The organism is Ensifer sp. ZNC0028 (assembly GCF_000799055.1).
In the GTDB taxonomy this organism is placed as follows: Bacteria; Pseudomonadota; Alphaproteobacteria; order Rhizobiales; family Rhizobiaceae; genus Ensifer.
Genome location: NZ_JTLA01000070.1, coordinates 21,715 through 38,905, shown reverse-complemented (window position 1 = coordinate 38,905; position 17,191 = coordinate 21,715). Strand labels below are relative to the sequence as shown.

Here is a 17,191-nt window from a genome sequence, read left to right as displayed (position 1 = left end):
AAAGAAGCCGGGAACGATGTCCCGGCTTCCTGTTTCATTGACGCTAGATCGACGAGATCAAGCCGCCTGCTTCTTCTTGGCAAGACGCGCCTTGATGCTCTCGACATCCGCACGCGGCGTCGCTGCAAACAGCGTCTTGGTGTAGCTGTGCTTCGGATCGGCAAAGACCTCGTCGCGGCTGCCGTATTCGACCGCTTCGCCGAAATACATCACCATGACATCGTCAGCGATGTAGCGCACGACCGACAGGTCGTGGCTGATGAAGACGTAGGTGAGCTTCAACTCGTCCTGAAGATCGGCGAGCAGGTTCAGCACCTGTGCCTGGACCGACAGATCGAGCGCCGAGACCGGCTCGTCGAGCACCAGCAGCTTCGGGTTCAGCATCAACGCACGCGCAATGGCGATACGCTGGCGCTGGCCGCCCGAAAACATGTGCGGATAGCGGTTGAAGTGCAGCTCGGTGAGGCCGACCTTCTTCAGCATCGTCATCGCCCGGTCGCGACGTTCGTCGGCCGGCGTGTCGGTGTTGATGACCAGCGGTTCCATCAGGATGTCGCCGATCTTCTGGCGCGGGTTGAGCGAGCCATAGGGGTTCTGGAAGACGATCTGCACCTTGCGGCGCATCTCCGGCGTCATGTCGCCCTTGGAGATATCGATCTTCTTGCCCTCGATCAGGAGGTCGCCCGAGGTTGCCGGATCGATCAGGGTGAGGATGCGGCCGAGCGTAGACTTGCCGCAGCCGCTTTCGCCGACGATCGCCAGCGTCTTGCCCTCTTCGACGGAAAAGCTCACGCCTTTCAGCGCGTGAACCGTCTTTGCCTTTTTGATGAGGCCGCCGGGGATATGATAGTCGCGCACCAGATTGCGCGCTTCGAGGATCACGCTCATTGGGCCGCTCCTTCGTCGACGAAGAGTTCGGAAATCGTCGGGAGACGATCGCCGGTCGCGTTGTCAGGCAGAGCCGCCAGAAGTGCGCGCGTGTAGTTACTCTTCGGGTTTTCGAAGAGCGTCAGCACGTCGGCCTCTTCCATCTTGCGGCCCTTGTACTGCACGACCACCCGGTCGGCAGTCTCGGCGACCACGCCCATGTTGTGCGTGATCATGATCAGGCCCATCTTGTGCTCGGCCTGAAGCTTCATCAGCAAATCGAGGATCTGCTTCTGGATCGTCACGTCGAGCGCTGTCGTCGGCTCGTCGGCAATCAGCAGCTTCGGATTGCAGGCGATCGCGATCGCGATCATCACGCGCTGGCACTGGCCGCCCGACATCTGGTGCGGATAGTGGCCGAGCCGCTCGGCCGGATCGGGAATACCGACCGCCTCGAACAGTTCGATCGCGCGCTTGCGGCGACCGGCCTTGTCGAGGCCCATATGGATGCGCAGCACTTCCTCGATCTGGAAGCCGACGGTGAAGCACGGGTTGAGGCTGGCGATCGGCTCCTGGAAGATCATGGCAATGTCCTTGCCGACGATCTTGCGCTTTTCGCTGGCCGACATGCCCAAGAGGTCGCGACCGTTGAAAGTGAGCTTGTCGGCCGTCACCTTCGCCGTCCAGGGCAGAAGCCCCATGGCGGCCAGCATCGATACGGATTTACCCGAGCCGCTTTCGCCGACGATCGCAAGCACTTCGCCTTCATGGACCTTCATCGATACGCCGTTGACGGCGCGGAAGGGACCGGAGGCCGTCTGGAATTCGACGACCAGGTTTTCGATTTCGAGAAGCGCCATGATCAGGACCTCTTCAGCTTGGGATCGAGCGCATCGCGCAGGCCGTCACCCATCAGGTTGATCGCAAGCACGGTGATCAGGATCGCGATACCCGGAAGGGTCACCACCCACCAGTGGCTGCTGATGAACTCGCGGGCTTCGGCGAGCATCGTGCCCCATTCCGGTGTCGGAGGCTGTGCGCCCATGCCGAGGAAGCCGAGGGCGGCTGCGTCAAGGATCGCGCTCGAGAAGGAGAGCGTCGCCTGGACGATCAGCGGCGCCATGCAGTTCGGCAGGATCGTCTTGAACATCAGACGGCCATGACCGGCGCCGGCCACCTTGGCGGCGACGACATAGTCACGGGTCTTTTCGCTCATGACGGCAGCACGCGTCAGGCGCACGAAGTGCGGCTGGAAGACGAGCGCGATGGCGATCATGGCGTTGACGAGGCCCGGGCCGAGGACTGCGACCAGAACGAGGGCGAGCAGCAGCGACGGGAAGGCGAGGATGATGTCCATCACGCGCATGATGACGGTATCGACCCAGCCACGAAAGTAGCCGGCGATGACGCCAAGTGCGATGCCGCCGACGAGCGACAGGGTCGTGACGATGACACCGACGAACAGCGAGAAGCGCGTGCCGTAGATCAGGCGGGACAGCATGTCGCGGCCGACGGCATCGGTGCCGAGCAGGAATCCGGCGCGGCCGCCTTCCTGCCAGACCGGCGGAACCAGCACCGCGTCGCGGTACTGTGCCACCGGGTCATGCGGTGCGACCCACGGTGCGAAGACCGCGAGCAGAACGAGGAACACAAAGAACACGAGACCGATCACGGCGCCACGGTTCTCGGAGAAGTAATACCAGAATTCGGCCAAACGCGCCCGGCGGGACGGATCGGTCGAAACGGTGCTTGTTGCAGCAGCTTGAGACATGACGCCCTCCTTAGTGCCGGATGCGCGGATTGATGAGACCGTAGAGCAGGTCGACGATCAGGTTGACCAGCATGATCACCGCGGCGATGACGAGCAGGCCGCCCTGGATGACTGCGTAGTCGCGACGCGACACCGAATCCACCATCCACTTGCCGATGCCCGGCCAGGAGAAGATCGTTTCGGTCAGGATCGCGCCGGCGAGCATGACGCCCACCTGCAGGCCGATGGTGGTGACCACCGGGATCATCGCATTGCGCAGCGCATGGACGCCGACGACCCGGAAGGTCGAAAGGCCCTTGGCACGTGCCGTGCGCACGTAGTCTTCGGAGAGAACTTCAAGCATCGCCGAGCGCGTCTGGCGCGCGATGACCGCAAGCGGAATGGTTCCGAGCACGATCGTCGGCAGGATCAGGTGGCTGACGGCCGACTTGAAGGCGCCGGCCTGGCCGGACAGGAGCGAGTCGATCAGCATGAAGCCGGTGACCGGCGGGAAGAAGTACATCAGCGAGATGCGGCCGGAGACCGGCGTCCACTGCAGCATGCCGGAAACGAGCATGATGAGCAGCAGGCCCCACCAGAAGATCGGCATCGAAAAGCCGACGAGTGCCGTGCCCATCATCGCCTGGTCGACGGCCGAGCCGCGCTTGATCGCAGCAATCACGCCGGCCGGAATGCCGAGAATGACCGCAAACAGGATCGCGCAGAGCGAAAGCTCGACGGTTGCCGGGAACAGTTCGAAGAACTGGTCGATGACCGGCTTCTTGGTGACGATTGAGGTGCCGAAGTCACCCTGGAGCACACCCCAGAGATAATCGAGATATTGCACCACGATCGGCCGGTCGAAGCCGAGTGCGTGTGAGATTTCCGCATGTCGCTCCGGCGACATGACGCGCTCGCCCGAAAGCAGCGCGACTGGATCGCCCGGAAGCAGGCGGATGAAGGAGAAGGCGATGATGGAGACGCCGACGAAGGTCGGTATCAGGACAGCCAATCGCCCCAAGAGAAATCGGAACATGTTAAACCCCGCGCCATGTTGCCGCGGCATTGTATCCCGCCGCTGGCACCACCGCATGCTTTCCCACTTAACGGCCAAGCATACAGCAAGTCGAAATGCCACAGCGACCTTTTGCGCTCCAGCAGGAACTCGGGGTCGCTATAGTGGATGCAAAGAGGGGCGCTTGCCCTTGGCAAACGCCCCCTTAAGGATCAGTTAACTAAATTACTCGGTGATGTCCACGCCGTCGAAGGCAAAATCACCAAGCGGGCTCTGAACGAAGCCCTCGACGTTCTTGCGCATCGGCACGACCGAGAGCGAGTGGTCGATCGTGGCCCACGGCGCTTCGCGCTTGAAGACGACCTGCGCCTCTTCGTAGAGCTTGGTGCGCTCTGCCGGATCCGAGGTTTCCTTCGCCTTCTTCACGAGAGCGTCGAATTCCTGGTTGCACCACTGTGCACGGTTGTTGCCGCCGACCGCGTTGCAGCCGAGAAGCGTGTCGAGGAAGTTGTCCGGGTCGCCGTTGTCGCCGGTCCAGCCGAGGATGACGGCACCGTCACGATCCTTCGCCTTGGACTTGTCGAGGTATTCGGCCCACTCGTAGGAGACGATCTCGACCTTGACGCCGATCTTGGCGAAGTCCGACTGCATCAATTCAGCTGCGCGACGGGCGTTCAGCATGTACGGACGCGAAACCGGCATTGCCCAGAGCTTCATCGACAGGTCCTTGACGCCTGCGTCTTCAAGCATCTTCTTGGCGACTTCCGGCTCGTAGGTGTCGTCTTCGATCTTGTCGTTGTAGGACCACATCGTCGGCGGGATCGGGTTGACGGCCGGCTGGGCAGCGCCCTGGAAGACGGCGTCGACGATGGCCTGCTTGTTGATCGCCTTGTTCAGCGCCTTGCGGACTTCCGGCTTGTCAAACGGAGCCTGGGTCGTGTTGTAGGCGAGGTAAGAGACGTTGAGGCCGGCCTGTTCCATGACCTTCAGGTTCGGGTCTGCCTTCATCTTCGAAACGTCGGCAGCGTTCGGGAACGGCATCAGGTGGCATTCGCCAGCCTGGAGCTTCTGGAAGCGAACCGAAGCGTCAGAGGTGATCGCGAAGACGAGGTCGTCGATCTTCTGCTTGCCACCCCAGTAGTCCGGGTTTGCCTTGTAACGGATGACGGCATCCTGCTGGTAAGCAACGAAAGCGAACGGACCGGTGCCGAGCGGCATCTGGTTCATCTGCTCCATCTTGCCGTCAGCCTGCAGCTTGTCGGCGTATTCCTTCGACAGGATCGAAGCAAACGGCATCGCGATGTTGGCGAGGAACGGAGCTTCCTTGCGCGTCAGGGTGAACTTGACGGTCAGGTCGTCGACCTTTTCAACAGACTTGATGACTTCCGGGAAGCCCATGCCGGCTGCGTATTCCCACGAAGCGCCAGCAATGTACTTGTTCCACGGGTTGTCAGCCTTCAGCTGGCGCTCATAGGAGAACACCACGTCGTCGGCAGTGAAGTCACGCGACGGCGTAAAGAACTCGGTGGTCTGGAACTTGACGCCCGGACGCAGCTTGAAGGTGTAGACCAGACCGTCGTCGGAGATCGTCCAGCTTTCGGCGAGACCCGGCTCAACTTCGGTCGTGCCCTTCTTGAACTCGAGCAGGCGGTTGTAAACCGTGTGCGCAGCCGCGTCGAAGGTCGTGCCGGCGGTGTACAGGCCCGGGTCAAAACCCTCTGGCGAACCTTCCGAGCAATAAACGAACGTCTTCGACCAGGCGGAGCCGGCCATCAGCGTGGCAAGCGCCGTCGCTGCAAACAGAGTAGTGAGCTTTTTCATGAGCTTTGCTTCCCAGATTTGTTTTTGTTCTCGTGTTTTCCTGACGCGGAATGCCGTTGCCCCCGGTCAAGGCCGGATGGAACGACATTTGGCGTCGCATTGCAATAAGTCGCCGCAGAAATTTGTCTATGCGAAAAATTCGTCCGCAGGTAGAGCCGGGATATTCGTCCACTGTTTTAGAATCGACTGACAAAACAGTGCACTGCAGCACCGAAACTCCATGGCGTTTTGGCCGCTTTCGCAGGGCCTGCGGCCCGCCCTGCCCGCCCGTCAGCGGCGCGATGCCGGCCCGCGGCAGCCGCCTGCGCTCCTCGGCGAATGCGCGATGGAGAAAGCCGCGGTCATTGGCCGCACGGACCTGCGATTCGGCTTCGACAGCTTTCCGTCAATCCCAAGATACTATGGTAGAAATCCCGAACGGGATTGTGCAATAAAATGTATACAAAACTCGGGGGAGACATTCGACGTGCCCAGACGTCCTTGGGAGGGACCGGCAGCTGCCTTTTACTGCTTTCAGTCGTTCGGCAGGCTTGCCGGGGGACGGGCATGACTCTGCCTGCCTGCAATACCGGCAACGCACATTGCCGATTGATCGCTGCGGCGCGCGGGATAAACTGCCGCGCGACGATAAGGGGATAGCCAGTCCGTGGCGGCTTTGCTGGAAAATCACAGGCGATACGACCTTCGCGACGAGCTAGAGAAGGCGCTGAACCGCGTCGATTTCTTCCGCATTTTTCATACGATGGCATTGCGCTTCGGCTTCAGCCATTTCGGCATCCTGCAGCTCGGCAACGAGAACGACGCCTGCATGCTGTCCACCCGCCTGGTGCTGCACGACCTGCCCTCCGGGCTCGCGGAAGAATACGACAAGCGCCATCGCTTCGGCGACTCCGTGTTCTACAAGACATTGCACCGCTCGGCGATCTCGTCGGTCTGGCGGGCGGACGACCCCGGCTGCGACGCCGGGCAGAACCTGCTGGTGCAGCTCGGCTTCGAACTGCTCGTCAGCGTGCCGGTGCACGCAGCCTCGACCGGCGCGCGCTACGCCGTGCTCTTTCTCGGAGACGGGGAGGATATCGGCCGGGCCGAGCATGTCGCGCTCGCCTATGACGCGATCGCCGCCTTCGACTATTTCTATCGCATCGCGCTTGCCAACAAGGCCGGGATGGGACTGACGCCGCGCGAAACCGAAATCCTCAAATGGATCTCGCACGGCAAGACGGCAAGCGAGATCGCGCTCATCGTTTCGGTGTCTGAGCACACGGTGAACTCACACACCGCAACGATCCTGAAGAAACTCGACGTCGTCAATCGCACCCAGATGGTGGCGAAGGCAATCCGAGAGCAGATCATCCAGTAGCAGCCGATGCGTGGCCGCGTTTCGCACCGCCACGCCCAACGAACGGGACGCCCGCCATCAGCAAGGGTATTCGGTCATGACGCGAAAAGCACACATCCTGCTCGTTGACGACGACCCGGCAGAAAACCTGATCCTGCGCGCGCTCATCCGCAAGGTGAGCAGCATCGACATCGAGCTGCACTACTGCCAGACGATGGACGATGCGCTCGAATTCCTGCGCTCGGGCAAACCGGTGTCGATGATCCTGCTCGACAACCGCCTGCGGCCGCAGCTCGATTTCCGCGAGACGGTCCCAGCCCTCCGGCACCAGGGCTATATCGGCCCGATCGGCGTGATCTCAGCGTCGCTCGCCGATGCCTATTTTCAGAATCTGGAGGATTACGGCGCCGATTTCCGCATCGACAAGGCTGAAATCGACCCGACTGCGATCGACTTCATATTGCGGGAATATCTACCGCAGGAATGACACCCGGCGGCACGTCAGCCGCCAGGCCATGCCGCGCGATGTGCGCGGCGGTGTTCGGAGATATCAGGCAGCCGAGGTCTGCGGACGCTTGGTTTCTTCCAGGCCAAGCAGGAAGTTGATCTGCGGGCGGGCTTTGACGAGGTCGTCGATCGTGTAGCCCTGCAGCACTTCGAAGAAGGCGTTCAGCGCCTTGCGCAGCGCCGAGTTCAGGCCGCAGCTGTCGACGAGCGGGCATTCGATCTCACCCGCTTCGAAGCATTCCGCCATCGCGAAACTGTCTTCCGTCACCTTGACGACGTCGAACAGCGTGATCGCCGAGGCAGGCTTCGGCAGGCGTACGCCGCCGTTGCGGCCACGCACGGTTTCAACGAGGCCGGCCTTGGTCAGCGGCTGCAAGATCTTGAAGAGAAACAACTCGGAAACGCCATAGGCCCTGGCGATTTCGGGAATGCGGCTGAGCTTTTCCCCGTTGGCGGCGCAGTACATCAACATGCGAACCGCGTAGTTCGTTTGCTTCGTCAGACGCATCATTCACTCCGGCATCGAGAGGTTCACGAACTCATCATATAGGACGGATCGTAGTTTGGAACAATTCCAAAAAGCCAGAAAAGTCACTTCTTGTTGAGCGTTTACGGTTTCCTGATTGACTGATTGCGGCGCCCCGGTCAGAAAGATGAGGAATTTTGTTAACTTAGCTCAAACGAGAAAATGGAGGAAGCGATGTCCGTTTCAAGAGCAGCGATGGGCGTTCTGTCCCTGACCGCAACCCTGCTGGCAACGAGCGCCGCCTGGGCCGATGGTGAAGTCAATATCTACTCGTACCGGCAGCCCGACCTGATCAAGCCGCTGCTCGACGCCTTCACCAAGGAAACCGGCATCACCACCAATGTGCTCTTCCTCGACAAGGGTCTCGTCGAGCGCATCCAGGCCGAAGGCGCCAACTCGCCGGCCGACGTGATCCTGACCGTCGACATCAGCCGCCTGACCGAGGCGAAGGATGCGGGCGTCACCCAGCCTGTTGTCAACGAGACGATCAACAAGGACATCCCGGCGCATTTCCGCGATCCTGAGGGCAACTGGTTCGGCCTGACCACCCGCGGTCGCGTCGTCTATGCTTCCAAGGAGCGCGTCGCGCAGGATGACATCACCTATGAAGAGCTTGCCGACCCCAAGTGGAAGGGCAAGATCTGCACCCGCGACGGCCAGCACTCCTACAACATCGGCCTCTTCGCCTCGATGATCGCCCACCATGGCGAAGCCGAGACCGAGAAGTGGCTGACAGGCCTGAAGAACAACCTCGCCAAGAAGCCTGACGGTGGCGACCGCGACCAGGCCAAGGCGATTCTCGCCGGCGAATGCGACCTGGCACTCGGCAACACCTACTATGTCGGTCTGATGATGACCAACGAGAAGGAGCCGGAACAGAAGGATTGGGCAGCGGCCATCAAGGTGCTCTTCCCGAACGCCAAGGACCGCGGCACGCACGTCAACATTTCGGGCATGGCGCTCGCCAAGAACTCCCCGAACAAGGACAATGCGCTGAAGCTGATGGAATTCCTGTCGGAAGGCGAAGCCCAGAAGATCTACGCCGAGCAGGTGTTCGAGTATCCGGTTCTGCCGGGCGCCGAGCCGTCTGACGTCGTCAAGTCCTTCGGCACGATCAAGCCGGACGAACTGCCGCTTGCCGACATCGCGGCGAACCGCAAGAAGGCTTCGGAACTGGTCGACAAGGTCGGCTACAACGACGGTCCGCAGGACTGATCACAGATCCAGCAACTGCATCATGAGAACAGCGGGCCGTTGGCCCGCTGTTTTCGTTTCTGAATATCAGACGTGGCAGATTCATTGCGCCTTGGCGCGCAACTCGGCGGCATAGTCGAGGATCGCCTTGCGCCGCTCCGGCGTGCCGGGATGTGTCGACAGGATGCTGGTGTCGCCATGATCGCCGAGCTTCTCTTCGAGCAGATCAAAGAAGCGGGCAATCGCCGTCGGGTCCCGGCCCGCCTTCTCCATCAACTCGACCGAGTGCCTGTCCGCAGCACTTTCCGCGCCACGGGAGTAGGACAGCGACAAAAGACCGGCGCCCTGAACCAGGACATCTTCGGCACCCGAACCGATGTCGCCGCCGATCATCATGATGAGGCCGGCAACGCCTGCCGCGCGGTAGATCTGGCGCAGGCTATGCTCGAGTTCGACATGGCCGATCTCGTGCGCGAGCACGCCGACGATCATTTCCGTGTCATCGCCGGCAAGCTCCACCAGTTCGTCCGTGACGACAAGCGTGCCATCCGGCAGCGCAAACGCATTTGGCCCGATCACCCCGCCTTGCCGGAAGTGAAGCGTGTAGCCGGCCTCGCCGCGCCCGGATTGGACTGCGATAGCACTGAACCCCTCGCGAATCCTGCCCTGCCTTTCGACCGCCAGTTGGGTCGGAGCAAACAGGGTCTTGTCCATTGTTTCCATCGTGCCCGCCGACATCAGCTCCGGCACGATCGGCGGCGTGACCAGAACCGCGATCTCAACGAGCGCAGGTACCGCGTAGCGATAGATGGCGACGATACAAAGCACGGTCGCGACCACCACGGCAATGAGACGCGGTCGGAACCGCTCCCATTCGTGGACATGGTTGACCCGACCCTTCAGCCTAAGGAAACGGTCGATGGCCTCGTTATCTGGCGTATCGAACAAGGAACCGTCGGCAAATTCCACTCGACGCGGAACCGCGCCGACACGATCGGAAATAGCGACGGCCGCAAGGGGGCCGCTTGTAAGCTCGGCGCCCACCCCGTCCAGGGCCTTCAGGCGTCCGCCCTCTTCCACCAGCAGTGCAGGCTCCGACCGGCTCGAGCCGGCCGGATGCCATTCGCCGCAGGCGATCTCGACACTGCTAGAAGCCAAAATCGAACCCTTCGAAATCCATGAACTCGGCGCCAACCGCGGACGATTGCGCTTCTATCTCGCTCATCAGCGTTCCGACGGCTCCGACTACGGTCACGCCGGTCAGTGCCCATTTGTAGCGCGCCATGCGCACGGCCGCCCATGGGCGCAACAGGCCCAGCGAGACGATCGTCGCGAGAAGGTTGGTGATGGCGATCAAGGTGTAGCGGCCACGCGACAGCCGGCTGGAGAACCTGTGTTTCCCGTCAAAGACCGTCGCGTTCCAGACTGCGTTGCGCACGGCTGCGCTGTAAAACAACGCGACGACCCCGTAGAGCGACGCCGTCACCACATAGCCGGCGACAATGACGATCCAGTGCCAGATCTGGATGTCGGCTGGATCAAAGGCTGTCGATTCAAACAACTGTGGTGCGGCGCGCAGTGTTCCCATCACAATCGCGGTGACGACAAGGGTGATGGCCAAAGCCAGTCCTATGGCAAGAAACAGGCCGCGATAGAGAGGGCCGAATGCCGGGTTGGTTTCGAACGCCTTTCCACCGAAGCACATGTTCGATCCGACGTAGCGCCCGACCCAACGGCTGGCGAGCGGTGCCAGCAATCCCGCCGTGATAACGGTCAGAAAACCGCCGAGAATGAAGGCCTTGAAGGCACCACCGGAGCCGCCGACGAAATCGAAGCGCACGTTGCGGTAGCTCGTCACCCTTGCGCTGAAGCGCAAGCCCCGCGCCACGAGCCAGGGAATGAAGAACAGCGAGAGCAGGATAAGGATGATGCCGGCGATCGGAACGAATGTCAGCAGCAGGTTGTAGACGATCAGATAGCTGAAAACGATGACCCGCCCGATCAGGATCTGCTTGCCCTTGGCGTGGTACTCAAAGGCACGGCCGAGCAGAACCGTGTTGCCGTAGAAATAGCGGTTGCGCCGAACCTTTGCCCAGGCCGAATAGATGCCAAGCGTCACGATCGTCAAAAGCACGTTGACGATCCAGATGCCGAAATACTCCTTGCCGCTTCCCATGAAGGCGAAACGGTGAAAATCGCTCGGAGCGTCGCGCGCCGGAGCTGCTTGAAACGATGCCGCTTCAGCTACCACCATGATATCCCTCTCGATCACGTGCGGCCGTACTTGGAAAAGCGTTGCGGCCGCGTTTCAACAGCATGAAATCATTCAAAAACGCGCCATGCGCGCCCCCGCCTGCAAGGCCTTCCGCAATAGAACGTCCGGCGTGCGATCGATATTCGCAACCGCTCGGCCCGATTCTCAAATTAGTTGTGGCGCAACACGGAATGCAACAAAAAAGGGCCTCCCGAAGGAGGCCCCGAGGCGGGAGGATCGTTATCCCGTTGTTACTTCATCGTCGGCATGACGAACTCGGCACCGTCCTTGATGCCCGAGGGCCAACGCTCGGTGATGGTCTTGGTGCGGGTCCAGAACTTGATCGAGTCCGGGCCGTGCTGGTTGAGGTCGCCGAAGGACGAGGACTTCCAGCCGCCGAACGAGTGGTAGGCGAGCGGAACCGGGATCGGAACGTTGACGCCGACCATGCCGATGTTGATGCGCGAGGCGAAATCGCGGGCAGCGTCACCGTCGCGGGTGTAGATCGCGACGCCGTTGCCGTATTCGTGCTTCATCGGCAGATCGAGGGCTTCCTCGTAGGTCTTGGCGCGGACGACCGAGAGAACCGGTCCGAAGATTTCCGTCTTGTAGATGTCCATGTCCGGCGTGACATTGTCGAACAGGCAGCCGCCGATGAAGTGGCCCTGCTCATAGCCTTGCAGCTTGAAATCGCGGCCGTCGACCACGAGCTTGGCGCCCTGCTCGACACCGCTGTCGATCAGGTTGCGGATACGCTGTTCGGCCTCCTTGGTGACAACCGGGCCCATGTCGGCCTTCTCGTCGGTGTACGGGCCGATGCGCAGGCTTTCGACCATCGGCGTCAGCTTGCTGATCAGGCGGTTGGCGGTTTCCTCACCGACCGGAACGGCAACCGAGATCGCCATGCAGCGCTCGCCGGCCGAACCGTAGCCGGCGCCCATCAGGGCGTTGGCGGCCTGGTCGAGATCGGCATCCGGCATGATGATCATATGGTTCTTGGCGCCGCCGAAGCACTGGGCGCGCTTGCCGTTCATGGCAGCCGTGCCATAGACGTAGCGGGCAATCGGGGTCGAGCCGACGAAGGAGACGGCGGCGATATCCGGATGCGTCAGGATCGCGTCGACCGCACCCTTGTCACCGTTGACGACGTTGAGGATGCCCGCCGGCAAGCCGGCTTCGATCATCAGTTCGGCAAGGCGGATCGGAACGGACGGATCACGCTCGGACGGCTTCAGGATGAAGGCGTTGCCGCAGGCGATGGCCGGGGCAAACATCCACATCGGGATCATCGCCGGGAAGTTGAACGGGGTGATGCCAGCGCCGATGCCGACGGCCTGGCGGATCGAGTACATGTCGATGCCGGGGCCGGCGCCTTCGGTGAACTCGCTCTTCTGCAGATGCGGAATGCCGATGACGAATTCGCAGACTTCGAGACCGCGGATAAGGTCACCCTTGGCGTCTTCGATCGTCTTGCCGTGCTCGCGCGACAGGATCTCGGCGAGCTCGTTCATGTTGGCGTTCAGAAGTTCGACGAACTTCATGAAGACGCGGGCGCGGCGCTGCGGGTTGGTGGCCGCCCACTTCGGCTGCGCTGCCTTGGCGCTTTCGACGGCTGCCGAAAGTTCCGCGTCGCTTGCGAGCGCCACGGTGCCCTGCACTTCGCCCGTTGCAGGGTTGAAGATGTTGCTAACGCGACCGCTCTTGCCGGCAACGCGCTTGCCATCGATGAAATGACCGAGTTCGTACATGAATGGTTTCCTCCAGACCTTGATTGTGGCGGCATGATCGCACTACGATTTAAACAAATCAATTTCCGATATTCAGCAACCGTTGTGCAAAAATTAAAGTCCAACGACCGCAACAGGGGCTCAACACCATGAACTGGGACGATGTCAGAATGTTTCTAGCCGTGGCGCGGACCGGACAGATCCTGGCGGCATCCAAGCGGCTGGGCGTCAACCACGCCACGCTCAGCCGTCGGGTGACTGCGCTGGAAGAGGCGATGAAAACGCGGCTGCTGGTGCGCCGGCCGAACGGCTGCGAGCTGACCGCCGAGGGTGAAATCTTCCTCAGTGCTGCCGAGCGGATGGAGACAGAGATGCTGGCGGCGCAGTCGCAGATCGGCCGGATAGATACGGCGATCGCCGGCACGGTGCGGATCGGCGCGCCCGACGGCTTCGGCGTCTCTTTCCTCGCGCCCCGCCTCGGAAGGCTGACCGCCCGATACCCGGAACTGAAGCTGCAGTTGGTGCCGGTCCCCCGCTCCTTCTCGCTGTCGCAGCGCGAGGCCGATATCGCGATCACCATCGAGCGGCCGGAACAGGGCCGGCTCGTGTCTTCGAAACTCACCGACTATACGCTCGGCCTCTACGCCTCGGCCGACTATCTCGAAAGACACGGTACGCCGCAGACGATCGACGATCTGAAGGGACACCGCCGCATCGGCTACGTCGAGGACCTGATCTTCACGCCGTCGCTGAATTTCTCAGCCGAGATCATGCGCAGCTGGGACGCGTCCTTCGAGATCTCCAGCGCCACCGGCCAGACGGAGGCGGTGCGCTCCAGCGCCGGTATCGGCATCCTGCACAACTACATTGCCCGCCATGCGCCGGAGCTGAAACGCATCCTGCCGGAAACGACCATTCGCCGCGCCTACTGGACCACCTATCACGAGAGCGCCCGCGATCTCGTGCGCGTGCGCACCGTCGTCGCCTTCCTGCAGGAACTGGTGACGGCGGAGCACCAAATCTTCGTCTGAGATATCAGGCGCCCAGGCACGCTCCTCGCGAGCGAACCCGGTCGAGGCAGATATTTAAAGGGAAATCCCGGCTTCGCGCAGACCGTCTATCAGCCGCGGAATGATGGCCGGATCCTGGTAGGGCATCGCCCGCTTGAAGTGGTCGATGGAAAAGTCCGGATTGACCTCGAATACCTCGTGCCAATAGCGCCGCGCTTCCTCATGACGTCCGGTACGACCATAGAGACAGGCGAGATAGAAGCGCGTCATGTCCGACCGCGGCGCCAAGGCCAGGCGCCGCTTGAAGGCGATCTCGGCTTCATCGAAGCGGCCGAGATTGAGCAAGGTCCGGCCAAGGAAATGCAGCGCCAGGTCGAACTGCGGATCGAGCCGGTGGGCGCGGGTGTAGAAGGGCAAGGCCTCCTCGAACTGGCCGAGAAAATCCCTGATCGTGCCAAGCTGCGTGTGGCCGCCGGCGGAGTTCGGGTCGAGTTCGATCGTGCGCTGGGCGGCCCGCTCGGCCTCGTCGAAGCGGCGCTTCCAGCAGAGCGCTATCGCGAGCGCGTGATGGCCGTGAGGTTCATGCTCGTCGGTCTCTACGGCCTTCCGCGCAAGCTTGAGGGCGCGCTCGATATTGTCGACGGTGCCACCGTTCCACCGATTGATGTAGTCGGTCATCGCGATGATCGCGAGCGACGCGTAGGCTGCAGCAAGCTCCGGGTCGATGACGATCGCCCGTTCGAGCATGCTGCGCGCTTCCGCCGATGACACCGCGTCGAACCGCAGGATCGCCTGGCGCGACCGCACGAGCAGATCGTAGGCCTCCGGAGCGACCTTGCCGCGCCCCTCGCGCCGCTCCGTCTCGCCAGCCGTCAGCTTCACCTTGAGCGCCGTCACGATGGTGCGCGTCACCTCGTCCTGGACTTCAAAGATATCCTCGATGCCGCGATCGTAGCGCTCGGCCCAGAGATGGCCCCCGGTGGTTCCGTCGATCATCTGGGCGTTGATGCGAATACGGTTGGCGGCGCGGCGCACGCTGCCTTCGAGCACGTAGCGAACGCCGAGATCGCGGCTGACCTGACGGATATCCGCCGACTTGCCCTTGTAGGCAAAGGAGGAATTGCGGGCGATGACGAAGAGACCGGAGACCTTGGAGAGATCGGTGATAATGTCCTCGGTAATGCCGTCGGCGAAATAGCCCTGCTCCGGATCGCCGGACATGTTGTCGAAGGGCAGCACGGCGATCGACGGTCGGCTCGGAAGTTGCGGCGGGGCCTCGGCGGCGACCCTAATCGGCGCGTCGGCATATTCGTCCGGCGACCAGCTCCAGATATGCACCGGCCGCTCGATGTTCTTGACCTCGTGGTGGCCGTTGTCGACGAAATCAAGCTCAATGCGGCCGTGCACATATTCGTGCACTCCATCGGAAATCGCCACGCCGCCGGGCCTGGCGAGCGCTTCGATCCGGGCGGCGACATTGACGCCATCGCCGTAAAGGTCGCTGTCGGCGACCATGATGTCGCCCATGTTGACGCCGACGCGCAGCACGATCTGCTGATCGTGGGGCACGTCCGCATTGGCTAGGAACATCGCCCGCTGCAAGGCGGCGGCGCATTCGACCGCGTTGACGGCGCTCGAAAACTCCACGAGCACGCCATCGCCCGTCCGCTTGAACACCCGGCCTTGGTGGGTTTCGACGAGCGGTTCCAGCACTTGGCTCCACCGCGCCATCAATTGTGTATAGGTGGTCTTCTCGTCTCGCTCCATCAGCCGGCTGTAGCCGACGACATCGGCAGCCAGGATGGCGGCAAGCCGCCGTGTGATGGATTCTTTGGCCATGGATTGCGACGCCTTACTGGGAATCCTCTTGGCCAAATTTTACCGGCGGATGGGTCTCGTGTCTATTCGAACCGGATCCGCCCAACGCCCAAATACTAGCCCGAATTGGGTATCTCGACGACAGGAACCCGGCGCGCTGGTCCGACGTTGCTTTCACAGGGAAGAGAGCTGCTTGCTCAAGGCGATGGCTCCGACACGCCGGTCGCAGTCGGCACGCGCTCACGCTTCGACAAAGGAGTATGGAAGGATGCTTGTGTCCATGCCGGGCCGGCCGATCCTGCCGGGTGAACTCACCAAGATCGACGATGTCTTCAAGGAAGCGCTGCGCGAGCGAGAACCTTCGCGCCAGTCGGCAGAGGCATCGGCGCTCGCTGCCCGGCTCATCGAACTTTATCAGAACGGCGTACAGGATATCGTGGCGCTCAGAGCCCTGGCCAAGCTGTTCTGACCAAGCAAGGCGCCCTGCAAGTCTCTATACCGGTGGAATAGGGAAGAAATGGTACGGTTGGTGGGAATCGAACCTACGACCTCAGGTGCCACAAACCTGCGCTCTAACCAACTGAGCTACAACCGCACATAAAGCGACATCAGTCGCTTGGCGGCTCACATACGGAGACTTCCGTCGCTTTGCAAGCCTTAACTTGAGATTATCCTGGAAAAAATCCGGATGGCAAGCCATCCGGATTCTTGGTTTTGGGCGCAGATGGCAGAATTGGGCGACAGCAATCTGTCGCCGTTGTTCAGCCAGCGCGGTAGGCTGTGTTTAGACCTTCTTGAAGGACGACATCGCCTTTTCAGCGGCGTCCTTGCCCGGCTTGGCGACATTTTCGGCAACCTTCTTGGTCGCTTCCTGCATCGACTTCGCCTGCTCGACGGCGAGTTCGGCCTGCTTGCGGACAAAGCTCGTCTGCAGTTCGACGAACTCCGACAGCGACTTCACGCCGAGCAGCGCTTCCATGTGCGACAGCGAATTTTCAGCATTGGTGCGCAGTGCGTCGATGGCCTTGAGACCGAGTTCGACGGAGCCGGTCTGGGCGCTTTCGAGCGTTGCCTCGACGGTCTTCGTTGCCTCTTCGGCAGCGGTCTTCATCTTGGCATAGGCTTCCTTCGACTGGACGGCACCCTTTTCCGCGAAGTCGCGGAAGCTGTCGGTGAACTTCGCCGGGTCGAAAGAGGAAAGGGAAAATACGTCGTCGGTCTTCTTGGTAGCCATGAAAGCGCTCCTTGGTGTCTGGCCCTCTTCAGAGGCGCCGTTGATTGATGCGCATTATATAAACTACTTGCTTGTGCATTGCAATAAAATTGTGCAGTGCACAAAATCCGGAGAATTAACCTTTCGCGC

General features: G+C 61.3%; 16 protein-coding genes and 1 tRNA gene. 5 read left to right on the top strand and 12 right to left on the bottom strand.

The window, feature by feature from the left end; genetic code table 11:
- Positions 1 to 57: 57 nt before the first annotated feature.
- The 5 genes from L981_RS16380 to L981_RS16360 form a co-directional block, all read right to left on the bottom strand.
- Entirely contained in the window at positions 58 to 888 is an 831-nt protein-coding gene (locus L981_RS16380) for an ABC transporter ATP-binding protein (RefSeq protein WP_043618254.1), read from the bottom strand.
- Positions 885 to 1,727, bottom strand: a complete 843-nt coding sequence (locus L981_RS16375) for an ABC transporter ATP-binding protein (protein WP_082006055.1) — start codon at positions 1,725 to 1,727, stop codon at positions 885 to 887. The genes L981_RS16380 and L981_RS16375 overlap by 4 nt, the downstream gene beginning before the upstream one ends.
- Before the next feature lie 2 nt (positions 1,728 to 1,729).
- Positions 1,730 to 2,638 carry an ABC transporter permease subunit gene (locus L981_RS16370; protein WP_034800846.1) on the bottom strand — a complete coding sequence of 303 codons (909 nt, stop codon included), beginning with the start codon at positions 2,636 to 2,638 and terminating at the stop codon, positions 1,730 to 1,732.
- Between the two features lie 10 nt (positions 2,639 to 2,648).
- The gene (locus tag L981_RS16365) at positions 2,649 to 3,653 is read right to left on the bottom strand and encodes an ABC transporter permease subunit (protein WP_034800844.1); all 1,005 of its coding nucleotides are present in this window, start codon (positions 3,651 to 3,653) and stop codon (positions 2,649 to 2,651) included.
- 204 nt (positions 3,654 to 3,857) lie between these two features.
- Positions 3,858 to 5,453 carry an ABC transporter substrate-binding protein gene (locus tag L981_RS16360; protein WP_034800843.1) on the bottom strand — a complete coding sequence of 532 codons (1,596 nt, stop codon included), beginning with the start codon at positions 5,451 to 5,453 and terminating at the stop codon, positions 3,858 to 3,860.
- A 646-nt stretch (positions 5,454 to 6,099) separates the two neighbouring features.
- Between L981_RS16360 and L981_RS33320 the strand changes: the two genes are divergently transcribed.
- Together L981_RS33320 and L981_RS16350 are read left to right on the top strand one after the other, a co-directional pair.
- Entirely contained in the window at positions 6,100 to 6,813 is a 714-nt protein-coding gene (locus L981_RS33320) for a helix-turn-helix transcriptional regulator (protein WP_052201830.1), read from the top strand.
- 76 nt (positions 6,814 to 6,889) lie between these two features.
- Positions 6,890 to 7,279, top strand: a complete 390-nt coding sequence (locus tag L981_RS16350; protein ID WP_043618400.1) for a response regulator — start codon at positions 6,890 to 6,892, stop codon at positions 7,277 to 7,279.
- 63 nt (positions 7,280 to 7,342) lie between these two features.
- On the opposite strand, the gene rirA is transcribed toward L981_RS16350, so the two are convergent.
- On the bottom strand, positions 7,343 to 7,807 hold the full coding sequence (rirA, locus tag L981_RS16345) for an iron-responsive transcriptional regulator RirA (protein ID WP_034801384.1): 465 nt from the start codon (positions 7,805 to 7,807) through the stop codon (positions 7,343 to 7,345).
- A gap of 213 nt (positions 7,808 to 8,020) precedes the next feature.
- Between rirA and L981_RS16340 the strand changes: the two genes are divergently transcribed.
- Complete coding sequence (locus tag L981_RS16340; RefSeq protein WP_370689548.1) at positions 8,021 to 9,040, top strand: Fe(3+) ABC transporter substrate-binding protein; 1,020 nt, start codon at positions 8,021 to 8,023, stop codon at positions 9,038 to 9,040.
- A gap of 81 nt (positions 9,041 to 9,121) precedes the next feature.
- Here L981_RS16340 and L981_RS16335 read toward each other — a convergent pair whose 3' ends face one another.
- The 3 genes from L981_RS16335 to L981_RS16325 all read right to left on the bottom strand — a co-directional run bounded on the left by L981_RS16335 (position 9,122) and on the right by L981_RS16325 (position 13,021).
- Positions 9,122 to 10,177, bottom strand: coding sequence for a M48 family metallopeptidase (locus tag L981_RS16335; protein WP_043618251.1), 1,056 nt, complete (start codon positions 10,175 to 10,177; stop codon positions 9,122 to 9,124).
- Positions 10,167 to 11,273: a YjgN family protein gene (locus tag L981_RS16330; RefSeq protein WP_043618248.1), complete on the bottom strand. Its 1,107-nt coding sequence runs from the start codon at positions 11,271 to 11,273 to the stop codon at positions 10,167 to 10,169. Before L981_RS16330 ends, L981_RS16335 begins: the two co-directional genes overlap by 11 nt.
- 251 nt (positions 11,274 to 11,524) lie before the next feature.
- Positions 11,525 to 13,021: a CoA-acylating methylmalonate-semialdehyde dehydrogenase gene (locus tag L981_RS16325; protein WP_043618245.1), complete on the bottom strand. Its 1,497-nt coding sequence runs from the start codon at positions 13,019 to 13,021 to the stop codon at positions 11,525 to 11,527.
- Between the two features lie 128 nt (positions 13,022 to 13,149).
- Here L981_RS16325 and L981_RS16320 point away from each other — a divergent pair, with 128 nt between their 5' ends.
- A complete protein-coding gene (locus tag L981_RS16320) occupies positions 13,150 to 14,031 on the top strand; it encodes a LysR family transcriptional regulator (protein WP_043618241.1) in 882 nt (293 codons plus the stop codon).
- A 54-nt stretch (positions 14,032 to 14,085) separates the two neighbouring features.
- On the opposite strand, the gene L981_RS16315 is transcribed toward L981_RS16320, so the two are convergent.
- Positions 14,086 to 15,849, bottom strand: a complete 1,764-nt coding sequence (locus L981_RS16315; protein WP_043618237.1) for an adenylate/guanylate cyclase domain-containing protein — start codon at positions 15,847 to 15,849, stop codon at positions 14,086 to 14,088.
- Between the two features lie 247 nt (positions 15,850 to 16,096).
- Here L981_RS16315 and L981_RS16310 point away from each other — a divergent pair, with 247 nt between their 5' ends.
- The gene (locus L981_RS16310; RefSeq protein ID WP_043618234.1) at positions 16,097 to 16,297 is read left to right on the top strand and encodes a hypothetical protein; all 201 of its coding nucleotides are present in this window, start codon (positions 16,097 to 16,099) and stop codon (positions 16,295 to 16,297) included.
- 49 nt (positions 16,298 to 16,346) lie between these two features.
- Here L981_RS16310 and L981_RS16305 read toward each other — a convergent pair.
- Both L981_RS16305 and L981_RS16300 read right to left on the bottom strand, forming a co-directional pair.
- Positions 16,347 to 16,423, bottom strand: a tRNA-His gene (locus tag L981_RS16305).
- A gap of 189 nt (positions 16,424 to 16,612) precedes the next feature.
- Positions 16,613 to 17,062 (bottom strand): phasin, encoded by a 450-nt coding sequence (locus tag L981_RS16300; protein ID WP_043618231.1) that lies wholly within the window; start codon positions 17,060 to 17,062, stop codon positions 16,613 to 16,615.
- Positions 17,063 to 17,191: the final 129 nt, after the last annotated feature.